Raw genomic sequence first — 14,849 nt, forward strand, 5'->3', positions numbered from 1 at the left:
CTTCAGCAAAAAGTGTTCTGTCGCAAGTCCAATTTTCGCTGAAAAGATGGGCATTTCGTGTTTAAAACGCCGGAGACGACCCAAGCCTCATCGGTGGATCAAGGCTAAGCCTGGCCCGTGGGGGCCGGCCCTGCCGACCGGCATGGCCTATATCGCACGCCGTGCGGCGCGCCGGGGAAGGCGCGCCGGACCACACTGGCGCAATGAGGAGGCGTACGGCACAATAAGAAGCGCGCCCGGCAACTTTCACGTGTCGCTTGATGCTCTTGAGCATTGAGCTCCACCGAGGAACCGGGCACTAGCTTAATAGTCTGGCAAGGACCACCCGTATCACGGCGGACCTGCGCAACAGACGGACATCCAGGCAGAGGTCGTTGGGGAAGACGTACCTACAGCTATGGAGGATGGAATGTCTGTTGCACTGACCCGCGGTGTGTTGTTCGTTCACTCGGCCCCAACTGCCCTGTGCCCCCACGTTGAGTGGGCCATAGGTTCTGTTGTGGACAAGCGGACGGATCTTGAGTGGACTGCTCAGCCTGCTGCGCCCGGAATGTTCCGGGCCGAGCTGTCGTGGACCGGAAACCCGGGCACGGGGGCCCAATTGGCGTCCGCTCTCCGGGGCTGGGCGCACTTGCGCTACGAGGTCACGGAAGAGCCCAGCCAGGGCGTTGACGGCGGCCGCTGGTCGCACACGCCGGAGCTGGGTATTTTCCACGCTGCCACGGACGTGCACGGCAACATCATGGTCTCCGAGGACCGTATCCGCTACGCCTACGAATCCGGTGCCGGCGACGCCTCAGCGGTCTACCACGAGCTCTCCCTCGCCCTCGGCGAGGCCTGGGACGAGGAACTCGAGCCCTTCCGGCACGCCGCCGAAGGCGCACCGGTGCGCTGGCTCCACCAGGTCGGCTAGAACACCAGGTCGGCTAGGCCGCAGCGTCCCGCTGCAGCACATTCCATGGCGGTGCCAAACGACAGATGGCGGCAATGTTCACGAAGAACATTGCCGCCATCTGTCATTCCGGCGTGGACGGGGTGGCGGGAGCTAGATGCTCCGCACCGCGATCACGGCATTGTGGCCGCCGAAGCCGAAGGAGTTGCTCAGCGCCGAAATGCTGCCGGACGGCAGTTCACGGGCCGTCGTGACGACGTCGAGCGGGATCTCCGGATCCTGGTTCTCAAGGTTGATGGTCACGGGCGCCTTGCGGTCGTAGATGGCCATGACGGTCAGGACGGCTTCGACCGCACCGGAAGCGCCCAGCAGGTGCCCCATCTGCGACTTGGTGGCTGAGACTGCGACGCTGTCCAGCTGCTTGCCCAGGGCGGCCTTGAGGGCCGCGTACTCGGGCTTGTCGCCGACCGGCGTGGAGGTGGCGTGCGCGTTGACGTGCACGACGTCCTCCGGCTGCATCCGGCCGTCGAACATGGCAGCCTTCAGCGCCCGGGTGGCGCCCAGGCCCTGGGGGTCCGGGGCGGTGATGTGGTAGGCGTCGGCGGTGACCGACGTGCCGGCAAGTTCGGCGTAAATCCGGGCGCCGCGGGCCAGGGCGTGCTCCTCGGCCTCCAGCACCAAGGCGCCGGCGCCCTCGCCCATGACAAAGCCGTCGCGGCCAAGGTCGTAGGGCCGTGAGGCGTGTTCGGGATCGTCGTTGCGGCGCGAGAGTGCGTGCATGGAGGCGAACGCGGCGATCGGCATCGGGTGGATGGCGGCTTCGGCGCCACCACAGACGACGACGTCGGCCTTGCCGGAGCGGATCAGGTCCAGGCCCATGTGAACGGCCTCGGTGCCGGACGCGCAGGCGGAGACGGGGGTATGGGCGCCGGCGCGGGCACCCAGGTCAAGGCTGACTGCCGCAGCCGGGCCGTTGGGCATCAGCATGGGCACGGTCATGGGCAGGACGCGGCGGGGGCCCTTTTCGCGCAGGGTGTCCCAGGCGTCCAGGAGGGTCCAGACGCCGCCGATGCCGGTGGCGAAAGCCACGGCCAGGCGGTCGTGGTCGACCTCGGTGATGCCGGCGTCGGCCCAGGCCTCGCGGGCGGCGACAACGGCGAACTGCGTGGACGGGTCCATGCGCTTGGCTTCGACCCGGCTCAGGACCTCGGTCGCGGGGGTGGAAGCGCGGGCGGCAAAGTGGACGGGCAGTTCGTACTTGGCCACCCAGTCGTCCTCGAGCGTATGCGCTCCGGAGACGCCCTTCAGCGCATTCTTCCACATTGTGGGGACATCGCCGCCGATGGGTGTGGTGGCACCCAGACCGGTAATGACTACTTTGCGTGCCATGGGATCACTCTCTGTCGGTGCGCCTGCCGTGTCCGGGACTTGGGAAAGGTTGCCGGGGCCTGCGTTTGAAAAACTCTAAGGTGGTGCGCTGGATGGTGCTGCACATGGCGCGGTCCGGAGGTGCGATTGCGCCCCCGGACCGGCCGGGGCCGAAATTAGGCCTGTGCGCTGGAGATGAAGCTGACGGCATCGCCGACGGTCTTGAGGTTCTTGACCTCTTCGTCCGGGATGCGCACACCGAACTTCTCTTCGGCGTTGACGACGATCGTCATCATCGAGATGGAGTCGATGTCCAGGTCCTCGGTGAAGGACTTGTCCATTTCGACCGCCTCGGTGGCCAGACCAGTCTCTTCGTTGACGATTTCAGCCAGGCCGGCCAGGATCTCTTCGTTGCTAGCCATTGATGGCTCCTTTTCTTGTGATTGCCGTGGGCTGCCGGTGTGCCGGCAGCTTCGGGCGTAAATGGTTCAAACCGAGGGTTCGGTTTGCTGTGGGATTTAAAGCTGGGGGAGATGAGGACGCCTACGGAAGCACGATCACCTGGGCACCGAAGACCAGCCCGGCACCGAAGCCGATCTGCAGGGCAAGCCCGCCGCTGAGCTGCGGGTTTTCCTGCAGCAGGCGGTGGGTGGCCAGGGGGATGGAGGCTGCGGAGGTGTTGCCGGCGTCGGCAATGTCCCGCGCGACGATGACGTGCTCGGGCAGTTTCAGCTTCTTGGCCATCTCGTCGATGATCCGCATGTTTGCCTGGTGCGGGATAAAGGCTGCGAGGTCATCGGCGCTGATGCCGGCAACGTCGAGAGCCTGCTGGGCGACTTTGGCCATCTCCCAGACGGCCCAGCGGAACACTGTCTGGCCGTCCTGGCGCAGGGTCGGCCAGAGCGCCGCGTCGGTGACGGCGGCTTCCTCGGCGCTCAGCCCGCCGCCCTGCTTGCCCGCAGTAGTGAGCTCGCGGAGGTCCAGCATGGAGTTGGTCATGCCGATCGCGTTCCACTTGCTGCCGTCCGAGCCCCACACCGACGGTCCGATGCCCGGGGTGTCGGAGGGGCCGATCACCACGGCGCCGGCGCCGTCGCCGAGCAGGAAGGAGATGCTGCGCTCGGTGTTGTCGATGACGTCGGAGAGCTTTTCCGCACCGACCACGAGGACGTAGTCGGCCGCGCCGGAGCGGACCAGCGCGTCGGCCTGGGCGATGCCGTAGCAGTACCCGGCGCACGCCGCGGAGATATCAAAGGCCGGAGCCGGCGTCGCGCCGAGCCGGTCGGCGAGGCTGGAAGCGGCAGACGGGGTCGCGTAGGGGTGCGTCACTGTGGAGATGATGACGGCGCCGAGCTGGGAGGCCTCGATGCCGGCCTTCTGCAGGGCCTCGCGGGCAGCGCCCTCGGCCATGTCGATCACGCTGACGTCGGCGGGGGCGCGGTGCCGGGTGATGATGCCGGTGCGCTGGCGGATCCACTCGTCAGAGGAGTCGATCCACTGGCAGACGTCATCGTTGGTGACGATCACGTCGGGCCGGTAGGCGCCGACTCCCATGATGCGGGTGTTCTCGTGCAGGGGGGCCTGCTTCAACGTGGGCACACTCATGCCTGTCCTTCCAGTTCTGCGAATAGGGCCAGGGCGGCGGACAGGTCATCCGGAGTCTTGACAGTTACGGTTTTCACACCCGGCATGCCGCGCTTGGCGAGGCCGGCAAGCGTCCCGGCCGGAGCCAGTTCAATCACGCCGGTCACGCCGCGTTTCACAAGCGATTCCATGCAGAGGTCCCAGCGGACCGGGCGGGACACCTGGGCGATCAGGCTCTCGACGGCGGCGGCACCATCGGTGACTTCCGCGCCGTCGAAGTTGGAGAGCAGGGGGACCTGCGGGTTCCGCGGGTGCAGCGTGGGCCGGAGGGCCTGCAGCGCCGCGACGGCGGGGGACATGTGCCGGGTGTGGAACGCTCCGGCGACCTTCAGCGGGATGACGCGCGCCTTGGCCGGAGGGTTCTCCGCGAGGGCCTTGAGCTGGTCCAGGGTTCCGGCCGCGACGGTCTGGCCGGCGCCGTTGACGTTGGCTGCCGTGGCACCGCAGGCCTCGATCGCCGCCAGGACCTCCGCCGGGTCGCCGCCGACAACGGCGCTCATGCCGGTCGGAGTGGCCGCAGCGGCAGCCGCCATACTGTTGGCGCGTTCGCGGACGAAGGTCATCGCTTCGGTTTCCGTCAGTACACCGGCCAGGGCTGAGGCCGTGATTTCGCCGACGGAGTGGCCGGCGAGGATGACCGGCAGGGTGCCGAGCTCGACGTCGAACAGGGACGCCGCCGCCACCAGTCCGGCCGCGACGATCAGCGGCTGCGCAACCGCGGTGTCCTTGATGGTCTCCTCATCGGAGGTTGTTCCGTGGGCAGCGAGGTCGATACCTGCGATTTCGCTGAGGGCGGCCAGTCGGCCCGCGACGGGAGGCAGTTCCAGCCAGGGGGCGAGGAAACCAGGGGTCTGGGAGCCCTGTCCAGGGCAGACGATTGCAAGCACGTATCCAGCTTTCCAAACTACGGCGAGAATATCGGTGCATTCATGCACCAAGCTCACAGGGTCAATTTGTAGGAAGTCTACAACTTTTCAGGAGCTGTTCCGCGAAGGCTGCCGTTCCGTGGCGGGCTTCGGCGGGGCCGCAAGCCGGCCGACGACGAGGGCGGTCTGGAGCACAAAGGCCTCCCGCGGCAACAGCGGATCCCAGCCTGTGACGTCACAGACGCGCTTGAGCCTGTAGCGCACGGTGTTGGCATGGACGAAGAGTTCGCGGGCCGTTGCCTCGAGCGAATGGCCCAGTTCGAGGTAGGCGCCAAGGGTCTCGACCAGGCCGTTCGAGGCCGCGAGCAGGGGCCGGTAGATGTTCTTGACGAGGCAGCGCCGGGCGGCATCGTCACCGGAGATCACACGCTCCGGCAGGAGGTCATCGGCCGCGACCGGGCGCGGTGCGGCGGGCCAGGCGCGGGCGGCGGTCAGCCCGGCGAACGCGGACTGGGCGGAGCCGCTGGCCTCCAGCAGGGAACCCGCTTCGGCGCCGTAGACCACCGGGCCCGGCGCGAAGAGCTCGGCAAGCTTCAGGTAGGCGGTTTCGCGGTCGTGGACCCCGCCGAGGATGAGGATGAGCCGGTCGCCCTGGATCCCGACGAGGGCGTCTTCGGCGAACCGGCCGGCCGTGCGGCGCAGTTCGCTGACGTAGCTGGCGTTCGGTTCCGACGGTGAATTGCCGACCATAACGGTGAAGCGCTCCTGCGCCTTCCAGCCGAGCGCGGCAATCCGGGACCGCAGGGCATCGGTGTTTTCGCCCCGCAGGATTGCATCCACAATCAGCGCCTCCAGCCGGGTGTCCCACGAACCGCGGGTTTCGGCAGCACGGGCGTACACGTCAGCGGCAGCGAAAGCCACCTCCCGGGAGTACCGCAACACCGCCTCGCGCAGCGCGCCCTGGTCCGCTTCCGGAGCGATCACGGGTACCTGGTCCTCCACCACCTCCACGACGATCCGGATCAGCTGGAGGGCCTTTTGCAGGCTGATGGAGCGGGTGAGTTCAGTCGGTGCCGTGCCGAAAACGTCGGACAGAATCCACGACGGCGAACTGGGGCGCTCGTACCAGGTGACGAAGGCGGCGATGCCGTTCTGGGCCACCATGCCCAGGGCTGAGCGCTCGTCGGAATTAAGCCGGCTGTACCACGGCAAGGATTTCTCGAGCTGGCGCAGTGTCGTCGTGGAGAGCTGGCCGACGCTCGCCCGTAGCTTCTTGAGGGTGTCAACCTTCTCCGGAGACATCGCCGCCTTGGCGGGCTTGCGTATTGCGGGCGTGGTGATCGGCTCGGCCATGCATCGAGCATACGGGGCCTGCCGCCCAAGCTCCATTTGTGCGAAGGCTACAACGCACTTTGTGCTGGATCACAGTGCTGAAACGGGACCGGGGCTTAAACGCCGACGGCGGCCCCCGCCTCTCGGTGGGGACCGCCGTCGTATTTGCCGGGATGACCCTAGGAGTCGCCGCCGGCGTTGCCGGTGGTGCCGGCGTTGACGTTGTGCAGGCGGTACTTCTCGATCGCCTGGGCCGGAGCCTGGGCATCCACCTCGCCGCGGCGGGCCAGCATCTGCAGCGAACGGACAACCACGGAGTGGATGTCGTTTTTGAAGAAGCGGCGGGCTGCGGCGCGGGTGTCGGAGAAGCCGAAGCCGTCGGCGCCGAGCGAGGCGAACTCGTTCGGCAGGAACTGGCGGATCTGGTCCGGCACGGCCTTCATGTAGTCCGTCACGGCCACAATCGGTCCGGTTGCGCCGGCGAGCTGTTCGGTGACGAACGGGACGCGGGCCGGCTGGCCGGGGTTGAGGAAGGCCTCTTCCTCCGCGGCCATGGCGTCGCGGCGCAGTTCTGTCCAGGACGTCACCGACCAGACGTCGGCGGAAACGCCCCAGTCCTCGGCCAGGACCCGCTGGGCCTGCAGGGCCCACGGAACGGACACACCGGAGGCAAGGATCTGCGTGCGCGGGCCGTCAATCTTGGCCGGCGCCAGCAGGTAGATGCCCTTGATGATGCCCTCAACGTCCAGCTCCGCCGGTGCTGGCGGCTGGGAGATCGGCTCGTTGTAGACGGTGATGTAGTACATCACGTTCCGCGAAGGGTCGTTGTCCGCCAGGCCCGGACCATACATGCGGTTGAGGCCGTCGCGCATGATGACGCCGATCTCATAGCCGTAGGCCGGGTCGTACGTGACGACGGCCGGGTTGGTTGCGGCCAGGATCGGGGAGTGCCCGTCGGCGTGCTGCAGGCCCTCTCCGGTCAGGGTGGTGCGGCCGGCGGTGGCGCCGATGATGAACCCGCGGGTCATCTGGTCCGCGGCGGCCCAGAAGGAATCACCCGTGCGCTGGAAACCGAACATCGAGTAGAAGACGTAGATCGGGATCAGCGGTTCGCCGTGGGTGGAGTAGGACGTGCCCGCGGCGGTGAAGGCCGCCACCGAACCGGCCTCATTGATACCGGCGTGCACAATCTGGCCGGAGATGGACTCCTTGTACGCCAGGACGAGCTCGCGGTCCACGGACAGGTAGTTCTGGCCGTTCGGGTTGTAGATCTTCGCCGTCGGGAAGAACGCGTCCATACCGAAGGTGCGGGCCTCGTCGGGGATGATCGGAACGATCCGCTGGCCGAATTCCTTGTCCCGCATGAGGTCCTTGAGCAGGCGGACGAAGGCCATGGTGGTGGCTGCCAGCTGCTTGCCGGAGCCGCGGTTCGCGACTTCGTAGACCTTCTCGCCCGGGAGGGTGACGTCGGTGTGCTTGGAGCGGCGTTCGGGGACGAAGCCGCCGAGGGCGCGGCGGCGTTCCATGAGGTACTGGATCTCGGGGGAGTCCATGCCGGGGTGGTAGTACGGGGGCCGGTAGAGGTCCGCTTCGAGCTGGTCGTCGGTGATGGGGATGCGCAGGTGGTCGCGGAAGGCCTTGAGATCCGCGAGGGTGAGCTTCTTCATCTGGTGTGTGGCGTTGCGGGCCTCGAAGTGGGTGCCCAGGCCGTAGCCCTTGACCGTGTGGGCCAGGATGACGGTGGGTTTGCCCTTGAATTCGGACGCTGCCTTGTACGCGGCGAAGACCTTGTTGTAGTCGTGGCCGCCGCGCTTGAGGTTCCAGATCTGGTCGTCGGTCAGGTCCTGGACCATTTCCTTGGTCTGCGGGGTCTGCCCGAAGAAGTGCTCGCGGACAAACGCGCCGGACTCGGCCTTGTAGGTCTGGTAGTCGCCGTCGACGGTTTCGTTCATGATCTTCACGAGCGAGCCGTCCTCGTCCCTGGCCAGCAACTCGTCCCACTCCCGGCCCCAGACGACCTTGATGACGTTCCAGCCCGCGCCGCGGAAGAACGCCTCGAGTTCCTGCATGATCTTGCCGTTGCCGCGCACGGGCCCGTCGAGGCGCTGGAGGTTGCAGTTGATCACGAAGTTGAGGTTGTCGAGCTTGTCGTTCGCGGCGAGCTGGAGCAGGCCGCGGGACTCGGGCTCGTCCATTTCCCCGTCGCCCAGGAACGCCCAGACCTGCTGGTCGGAGGTGTCCTTGATCCCGCGGTTGTGCAGGTACCGGTTGGACTGGGCCTGGTAGATCGCGTTCATCGGCCCGATGCCCATCGAGACTGTGGGGAACTCCCAGAACTCGGGCATCAGCCGCGGGTGCGGGTAGGAGGAAAGGGCGTGGCCTTCCTTGGATTTCTCCTGCCGGAACCCGTCCAGGTCCTCCTCGGTCAGCCGGCCTTCCATGAACGCCCGGGCGTACATGCCGGGGGAGGCATGGCCCTGGAAGAAGATCTGGTCACCGCCACCGGGGTGGTCCTTGCCGCGGAAGAAGTGGTTGAACCCGACCTCGTACAGGGTCGCGGCCCCGGCGTAGGTGGAGATGTGGCCGCCGACGCCGATATCGGCCCGCTGCGCCCGGTGCACCATGACCGCGGCATTCCAGCGCAGCCACGCCCGGTACTTCCGCTCGATCTCCTCGTTCCCGGGGAACGGGGCTTCCTGGTCCACCGGGATCGTGTTGACGTAGTCCGTGGTCGTGACCATCGGAACACCCACGGACTGCGCGCCGGCCCGCTGGAGCAGGCTGCGCATTATGTACTGGGCACGCTCGGTGCCCTGTTCCTGAATCAGCGTATCCAGGGACTCCAGCCACTCGGCGGTCTCTTCCGGATCACGATCAGGCAGCTGGTTAGTCAACCCGCTAAGGATATGGGAGGTCTCTTCTCCTGCAGCCACGTCCAACCTCTCTTTGAGCGCATTCATCGGCGCCCTCAGCCCCGGCAGGGTTGCTGCCTGGCGTGAACGCGACGTGTGCGACGTCTCGGTTACAACTGCCCGGTCATGTGCGCCGGGCAAGGTCCATTCACGACTGTGCCCGCCAGCGTCAGCGGAGCGTTCGCCCTCGCGGGCGCAGTCGTCATCAGCCACTCTAGCTGTGACAGCTCGGGGATGCGTAGCGCTCGCATGGGGGTCCAGCCGTATTTGACCGGCATACTGGACGTGTGACGACGTGCCGCCCGGCGGTGCCCGGATTGCCGTGTGTGACGCAGAATATGGCGGATCGCGGGGCCAACAGCTTGAAGCGCAGGCGCAAAGGGTGTTGGCTTGGAGTAATGGAAATCACTAGAGGTTTTGAAAACATCAAGCATAGGAGCAACACGTGAGCGAGGCCGACGCCGCCACTTCGGTAAATGTGGCGGAAAAACTGGGTTTCAAAACCGGGGACCTGATTCAGGAATTCGGTTATGACGATGACGTCGACTTCGATTTGCGTGATGACATCGAAGATCTCACCGGCTCGGAACTCTTCGATGAGGACGATCACGAGGTAGTCGACGCCGTCATTCTTTGGTGGCGGACCGGCGATGGCGACCTCGTGGACACCCTGGTCGACTCGCTGACCACACTGGCTGAGGGCGGCGTTATCTGGGTGCTGACCCCCAAATCCGGCCGCGTGGGCTACGTTTCACCGGCGGACATCCAGGATGCCGCACCCACCGCAGGCCTGCACTACACCACCTCCGCGGGCGTCTCCAAGGACTGGAGCGCCACCCGGGTCACTCGGAAGAACAAGTGACCCAAGCCGGAGCGGTTCGCACCACCGCGGACCAGGCAACTGACCTGCGGGGCGGGCCCGCCGTCGGGGAGGCAGCACCGGATTTCGAGCTGCTGAACCAGTACGGCGAACCCGTGAGGCTTTCAGAACTCCGGGGACGCAACGTCGTCCTGGTGTTCTTCCCGTTCGCCTTCTCCGGCATCTGCACGGGAGAGCTGTGTGAAATCCGGGACAATCTGGCGCTGTTCGAGGATGCCAACGCCGTCGTGCTGGGTGTCTCAGTGGACAGCAAGTTCGCCCAGCGGGCCTACGCGGAGAAGGAAGGCTATGCCTTCGACCTGCTGGCAGACTTCTGGCCGCATGGTGCCGTCGCCGAGCAATACGGGGTGTTCGATCCCGGAAGCGGCATGGCAAAGCGTGGAACCTTCATCATCGACGCGGGTGGAACCGTGCGTTACGTGGTGGTGAACCCCCGCGGCCAGGCCCGGGAGTTCGCCGCCTACCGCGCCGCCCTGGCGGGACTCGCAGGGAACTGACGCGGTGAGGACGCGGCGGCCCGGGATCGGCATGACTGGCTTTGCCAGCCTGCCCCCGGTCCCTGCCGCGGAACCGGCCGGTGATGATCTTGAGGTCCTGCAGGAAATCCACGGCATTCTGGCGGGGGAGCGGTTCGCGCTGCTGACCGGTGCCGGCCTGAGCACCGACTCCGGCATCCCCGATTACCGCGGACCGGGCGCCGCGCCCCGGGCGCCCATGACGTACCAGGAATTCATCGGCGAGCCGGACAACCGCCGCCGTTACTGGGCCCGCAACCACATCGGCTGGTCCCAGCTGCGCCGGGCCGACCCCAACGACGGCCACGCCGCCGTCGCCCGGCTGGAGCACCGCGGGCTGCTGACCGGACTCATCACCCAGAACGTGGACCGGCTGCATGAGGACGCCGGCAGCGTCAATGTGGTGGACCTGCACGGCCGTTTTGACCAGGTGGTCTGCCTCGCCTGCCACCGGCGTTACAGCCGGACGCTGCTGGCGGGGGTGCTGGCGGAACTCAACCCCGGCTTCCTGGAACGGGCCCTGGCCGCCGGTGTGGTCGAAATGGCTCCGGACGCCGACGCCACAGTCGAGGACGAGGACCTGATCGAGAGTTTTGTCGTGGCCCACTGCCCGGCCTGCGGCGGCACGCTCAAACCGGATTTCGTCTACTTCGGCGAGAATGTCCCCAAAGACCGGGTGGAACGCTCCTACGCGATGGTGGATGAGGCCGGTGCCCTCGTGGTTGCCGGCTCCTCGCTGACGGTGATGAGTGGACTGCGGTTCGCCCGGCACGCGGCCAAACACGGGAAGCCCGTTGTCATCATCAACCGGGGCCAGACCCGCGGGGACGAGCTCGCCACCATCAAGCTCCACGCCGGCGTCAGCGAAGCCCTCACCTGGCTCGCCGCCGAGCTCCCGCCGCTCTGAGCCGTCCGGGGGTCGATTGGCGCTCCGCCGGGTTCATCCGGTACAGTAACTGTTCGTTGGTTCAAGCGCGGAAGCGCGGAATCCGCGCTTTGGGTCTTTAGCTCAGCTGGTAGAGCGCCACGTTTACACCGTGGATGTCATCGGTTCGATCCCGGTAGGACCCACCAGCAAAACCCTGCCAGTGCAGGCCGGAAGGCCTCATGGCAGGGTTTTTTGCTTTGTTCTTCCAGGTTACAGGCCCCGTTATCTGCAGTGGCAGGCCATGGCGACCGTGATGGGCTACTTCTGGATTGCCACGGCATCTTCTTTCGACATTTCGATCATTGCGAACTCCGGATCGTCTTCGTACGACTTCACGCGAGCAACGTGGAAGATGATGAGCCCGTAGACCGCCTTCGCCGCAATGTCAGCGACGGAGTAGCCAACCTGCTTGAACACCCAGGCCTCCGCGCCCGCGATGTTCAGTAATGGGAGAAAATACGCGATGGGGTACACAATCCAACTCGCAAGGAGGAGGAAGCGCAGTCGGCTGAGGTATCCCCGTACCGCGACGGGCTGATTGCCCAGGGACTTAGTGAGTTGCACGAACAGGACGTAAAGGATGTACACGAACGGGATGGTCGAGAGCAGACCGAAGAGTACGCGGATGCTGTTGTCGCCGCTGATTTCGCCCGGGTAGCCGAGGATGATCATGAGTGCGGCAGCCGGGATGAGTTGCCGGATGAGCCGTTTCTGTGCCGATCGCGCGAGCGCAAGAACTGCAATGAGTTCAAATAGCAGCAGCGGCACTGTCAGCAGCCAGTCGACGTAGCGGTATCCCTCGTTGAACGATTGGCCGACTGCCTGCGTGTAGTCACCCTTGCCGCCCACTGCGTCGGTCACGAACGATGCCCGGAAGGAGTCAAAGATCCTGAAGTAGTGGTAGGTGGCGATGCCGCAGATCACGATGGCCACCGTAATAGCCTGCCGGTAACGCGGCAGGATCCGCGGCAACGCGATGAGCAGAAATAGTGCCGTGAACAGCTGTGACGCGATGACCAGTGACAGAAAATTGTAGACGGTGTCGTATTGGCCATTTGTTAGAGAGTCGGGAATCACGGATCCTCCATCGTTGTGGTGTCCGGGCGTGGTCTTCGAGGAACCCGGCCGGATTTGAAGTATAGTTGACTTAGTGGGTAAGTTACTAGATGGCCTAGGGGATCTGTGCTTAGGACTGAACTAGAGACTCTCACAACTGAGGTATGTGCACCTCAAGCGGGAGCGGGAGGGGGTTGGAGTGGAAACACCACGCACAACGCACTCCCTCGCTGGCTTTCCCCATGCAGCCGTCAGGTTCGTTCGAGCACTTGAGCGGAACCGCGAGAAGATCGCCATGGACTATGGTCTGTCGCCTAGTGAACTGCGGGCGCTGTTCTGGATTGCTGAGCAGGCCAGCGTTACACCCAAGCAACTTGCGGAACACATGGAACTCACCACCGGAGCCATTACGGCGATCTCAACTCGACTGGTAAATCTGGGGTGGCTGGAACGGCTTGCCCATCCCAATGACCGTCGGAGCCTCTACCTTGAGCTGACTGTCGACGGGCATTCGGTGGTGGCGGACATGCACACCCAGTTCAACGCGATGATCACGGCATCCACCACGGGCCTCTCCAAGAAGGAAATGGCAGCGTTCGAAGCAGCCCTCCTGACCGTCGCCGAAGAGGTATCGCGGCGCACAAGAATGTAGTGCTTCATCCAGCAGTGCGTGCCGTTCCGGCCCGTTAGAAATCGCAACCGTCCCTTGCCGAGACACGACCTCGACCCCGTGCCGCCAGGCAGAGTTCCGGTGCCCTTTGTGCCGCGAGCACGCCGGGACAGGTGACCTCGAACACCGTGGCGGACACGGCCGGGGCGAGCAGCATCGCCCAGCGCGACTCGGGAACCCGACCCGAGACGAGTCCCGCGCTGAGTGCGAGGGCCATGGTTGCGTGGGGCTCAAAGCTGGGTCAGAGGTCCCCGGCGGATCCACCAGCCCGCCGCGAGCCCCCGCGGCCCGCTCACCGCAACGACGATGGCGGGCCGGGCCAGCGCCGTCGGCGGTTCAAGCGCTCTGGCGGGAGGCAAGTCCGTTCGTCCCGGCCGGCTGCGTTTTTGGCCACCGGGCCATCTTGTCCGCCTCCCGCCGGTACTCCCGCCTGCTGGACCCAGAGATGGGTGCCATCGATTAGGACTTGTCCATTCGGACTACCCGGTGGCTGGGGTCCACACCTCGCGTTCCCGGTGGGCGAATTCAGCGAAGGTGATCGGTTCTCGGCCCAGGACGTGCTCCACGGTATCGGTGAGGCCCGCAGCCATCCCGAGCCGGGCGGTGGCGTAGGTGGCCGCAGTGACTGCGGCCCTGCCCGGGCGACCTGTTCGTGCGTCAGCGCTTCGTTCCCGGTCCCGGTCCAGGCGGCGTGGAGGTGCGCGGCGGGGTCGAGCAGGGCGGCGGCTGCGCCGACGCCGACGTCTTCGCCGTCAACGAACGCGGTTGCGCCCCGGCCCGCGGGGACCACGATCTCGTCGCGGTCCCTGATGTCAGTAGCGAGGGTGGTTGCCAGGTTTGGGTGGAAGAAAGAGGCCCGCACGATGGTCCAGGCGGCACGGGAGGAGCGCAGCCAGGCTTCGATGGAAGCGTGCGGGACAGCCTTGTTATTCTCCGCGACCTGGGGGGAAAGAAACACCAGCTGGTCGACGCCGTGGGTGCGGGCGCAGGCCAGGGCGGGGATGATCTGTGTTTTCGGCCTGCCCAGGTGCGGCGGGCGCATCAGGAATACCTGACGGACCCCCTCGAATGCGGCGGGCCAGGTCGTCTCATCGGTGAAGTCGAGGGCCACGGCCTCACCCCGCTGCCCAAAGACGCGCCTCACCGAGTCCGTGCTGCGGCCAGCAGCACGGACTCTTCGCCCCCGGCCCAGCAATTGGGCCACAACGACCCCGCCGATGTTTCCCGTGGCCCCGGTGACCAGGACTGCCGCCTCATCCGACATCAGGAGCCGTCTTTCTGCTGGTCCCGAGGCTAACAAAAGGACACCGCGGTGGCGACCGGGCCAACCCCTGGAAAGCCTTGCTGCCCGCGGCTGATCACGGGCGGGGAAGCAGCGCCGCGGATATTGTCGGAGCCCCGCCCTAGTGTTGCGGGCATGGAACACGTCATGGTGAAATCGGGCCCGGATGGAAGGCCCCAAACGGTGCTGCGCGCAGGCCGCGAATGGATTGTCGGCGCGGAACCTGTCCGCTGGTTCGAGCGGGTGAGCTGGTGGGAGGCAGAGCGGCGGATGCCCAAAGGGCTGAGCCGGGTCGACGTCGAGGTTTGGCAGGTCCAGGCGAGACTGGGCCGTAATTCGGGGTCTGCCCTCACCACAATGGAAATCATCCGGGACGGCCTGGGCGGCGGCTGGCGGCTCCGGGAGGCGGTCGCGGACGCGGCATAGCCGCCGCATATCCGGCACCGCGTGCCGCAGGTGCCGGGGGATTGGAAAAGCCTTCCACCGCGACTATTGGGGGATGCC

At 65.9% G+C, this 14,849-nt stretch carries 14 protein-coding genes and 1 tRNA gene; 7 read left to right on the forward strand and 8 right to left on the reverse strand.

The features are described from left to right. Positions 1–409: 409 nt before the first annotated feature. Positions 410–913 (forward strand): DUF3145 domain-containing protein, encoded by a 504-nt coding sequence (locus ACZYX4_RS11275; protein ID WP_463875869.1) that lies wholly within the window; start codon positions 410–412, stop codon positions 911–913. A 132-nt stretch (positions 914–1,045) separates the two neighbouring features. Here the strand turns inward: ACZYX4_RS11275 and fabF are convergent, their stop codons facing one another. The 6 genes from fabF to aceE all read right to left on the reverse strand — a co-directional run bounded on the left by fabF (position 1,046) and on the right by aceE (position 9,062). Then, the gene (fabF, locus tag ACZYX4_RS11280; RefSeq protein ID WP_463875871.1) at positions 1,046–2,281 is read right to left on the reverse strand and encodes a beta-ketoacyl-ACP synthase II; all 1,236 of its coding nucleotides are present in this window, start codon (positions 2,279–2,281) and stop codon (positions 1,046–1,048) included. A 155-nt stretch (positions 2,282–2,436) separates the two neighbouring features. Next, the gene (locus tag ACZYX4_RS11285; protein WP_463875873.1) at positions 2,437–2,682 is read right to left on the reverse strand and encodes an acyl carrier protein; all 246 of its coding nucleotides are present in this window, start codon (positions 2,680–2,682) and stop codon (positions 2,437–2,439) included. A 121-nt stretch (positions 2,683–2,803) separates the two neighbouring features. Further along, positions 2,804–3,865 carry a beta-ketoacyl-ACP synthase III gene (locus ACZYX4_RS11290; protein WP_463875875.1) on the reverse strand — a complete coding sequence of 354 codons (1,062 nt, stop codon included), beginning with the start codon at positions 3,863–3,865 and terminating at the stop codon, positions 2,804–2,806. Continuing rightward, positions 3,862–4,791, reverse strand: coding sequence for an ACP S-malonyltransferase (locus tag ACZYX4_RS11295; RefSeq protein ID WP_463875877.1), 930 nt, complete (start codon positions 4,789–4,791; stop codon positions 3,862–3,864). The genes ACZYX4_RS11290 and ACZYX4_RS11295 overlap by 4 nt, the downstream gene beginning before the upstream one ends. Before the next feature lie 87 nt (positions 4,792–4,878). After that, on the reverse strand, positions 4,879–6,123 hold the full coding sequence (locus tag ACZYX4_RS11300) for a PucR family transcriptional regulator (protein ID WP_463875879.1): 1,245 nt from the start codon (positions 6,121–6,123) through the stop codon (positions 4,879–4,881). A 158-nt stretch (positions 6,124–6,281) separates the two neighbouring features. Then, positions 6,282–9,062, reverse strand: coding sequence for a pyruvate dehydrogenase (acetyl-transferring), homodimeric type (aceE, locus tag ACZYX4_RS11305; protein WP_463875881.1), 2,781 nt, complete (start codon positions 9,060–9,062; stop codon positions 6,282–6,284). Between the two features lie 397 nt (positions 9,063–9,459). On the opposite strand from aceE, the gene ACZYX4_RS11310 reads away from it, so the two are divergent. The 4 genes from ACZYX4_RS11310 (at position 9,460) to ACZYX4_RS11325 (ending at position 11,483) form a co-directional block, all read left to right on the forward strand. After that, entirely contained in the window at positions 9,460–9,876 is a 417-nt protein-coding gene (locus ACZYX4_RS11310) for a DUF3052 domain-containing protein (RefSeq protein ID WP_459317609.1), read from the forward strand. After that, on the forward strand, positions 9,873–10,391 hold the full coding sequence (locus ACZYX4_RS11315) for a peroxiredoxin (protein ID WP_463875883.1): 519 nt from the start codon (positions 9,873–9,875) through the stop codon (positions 10,389–10,391). Before ACZYX4_RS11310 ends, ACZYX4_RS11315 begins: the two co-directional genes overlap by 4 nt. A 31-nt stretch (positions 10,392–10,422) precedes the next feature. Then, the gene (locus tag ACZYX4_RS11320; RefSeq protein ID WP_463875885.1) at positions 10,423–11,316 is read left to right on the forward strand and encodes an NAD-dependent protein deacetylase; all 894 of its coding nucleotides are present in this window, start codon (positions 10,423–10,425) and stop codon (positions 11,314–11,316) included. Positions 11,317–11,407: 91 nt separating this feature from the next. Then, positions 11,408–11,483: transfer RNA gene (locus tag ACZYX4_RS11325), tRNA-Val, on the forward strand. A 112-nt stretch (positions 11,484–11,595) separates the two neighbouring features. On the opposite strand, the gene ACZYX4_RS11330 is transcribed toward ACZYX4_RS11325, so the two are convergent. Next, positions 11,596–12,414, reverse strand: coding sequence for a bacteriorhodopsin-like (locus ACZYX4_RS11330; protein ID WP_463875887.1), 819 nt, complete (start codon positions 12,412–12,414; stop codon positions 11,596–11,598). A 178-nt stretch (positions 12,415–12,592) separates the two neighbouring features. Between ACZYX4_RS11330 and ACZYX4_RS11335 the strand changes: the two genes are divergently transcribed. Continuing rightward, positions 12,593–13,045 (forward strand): MarR family winged helix-turn-helix transcriptional regulator, encoded by a 453-nt coding sequence (locus ACZYX4_RS11335; RefSeq protein ID WP_463875889.1) that lies wholly within the window; start codon positions 12,593–12,595, stop codon positions 13,043–13,045. A gap of 310 nt (positions 13,046–13,355) precedes the next feature. On the opposite strand, the gene ACZYX4_RS11340 is transcribed toward ACZYX4_RS11335, so the two are convergent. Continuing rightward, the gene (locus tag ACZYX4_RS11340) at positions 13,356–14,327 is read right to left on the reverse strand and encodes an SDR family oxidoreductase (RefSeq protein ID WP_463875891.1); all 972 of its coding nucleotides are present in this window, start codon (positions 14,325–14,327) and stop codon (positions 13,356–13,358) included. Between the two features lie 153 nt (positions 14,328–14,480). Here ACZYX4_RS11340 and ACZYX4_RS11345 point away from each other — a divergent pair, with 153 nt between their 5' ends. Further along, entirely contained in the window at positions 14,481–14,771 is a 291-nt protein-coding gene (locus ACZYX4_RS11345; RefSeq protein ID WP_463875893.1) for a hypothetical protein, read from the forward strand. Positions 14,772–14,849 lie beyond the last annotated feature (78 nt).

It is taken from the genome of Pseudarthrobacter leeuwenhoeki (assembly GCF_055412885.1).

What these genes read in the sequence shown, in the direction of transcription:
- ACZYX4_RS11275 (WP_463875869.1), top strand. Translation starts at nt 410, where the DNA reads ATGTCTGTTGCACTGACCCGCGGTGTGTTGTTCGTTCACTCGGCCCCA.
- fabF (WP_463875871.1), bottom strand. Translation starts at nt 2,281, where the DNA reads ATGGCACGCAAAGTAGTCATTACCGGTCTGGGTGCCACCACACCCATC.
- ACZYX4_RS11285 (WP_463875873.1), bottom strand. Translation starts at nt 2,682, where the DNA reads ATGGCTAGCAACGAAGAGATCCTGGCCGGCCTGGCTGAAATCGTCAAC.
- ACZYX4_RS11290 (WP_463875875.1), bottom strand. Translation starts at nt 3,865, where the DNA reads ATGAGTGTGCCCACGTTGAAGCAGGCCCCCCTGCACGAGAACACCCGC.
- ACZYX4_RS11300 (WP_463875879.1), bottom strand. Translation starts at nt 6,123, where the DNA reads ATGGCCGAGCCGATCACCACGCCCGCAATACGCAAGCCCGCCAAGGCG.
- aceE (WP_463875881.1), bottom strand. Translation starts at nt 9,062, where the DNA reads ATGAATGCGCTCAAAGAGAGGTTGGACGTGGCTGCAGGAGAAGAGACC.
- ACZYX4_RS11320 (WP_463875885.1), top strand. Translation starts at nt 10,423, where the DNA reads ATGACTGGCTTTGCCAGCCTGCCCCCGGTCCCTGCCGCGGAACCGGCC.
- ACZYX4_RS11340 (WP_463875891.1), bottom strand. Translation starts at nt 14,327, where the DNA reads ATGTCGGATGAGGCGGCAGTCCTGGTCACCGGGGCCACGGGAAACATC.
- ACZYX4_RS11345 (WP_463875893.1), top strand. Translation starts at nt 14,481, where the DNA reads ATGGAACACGTCATGGTGAAATCGGGCCCGGATGGAAGGCCCCAAACG.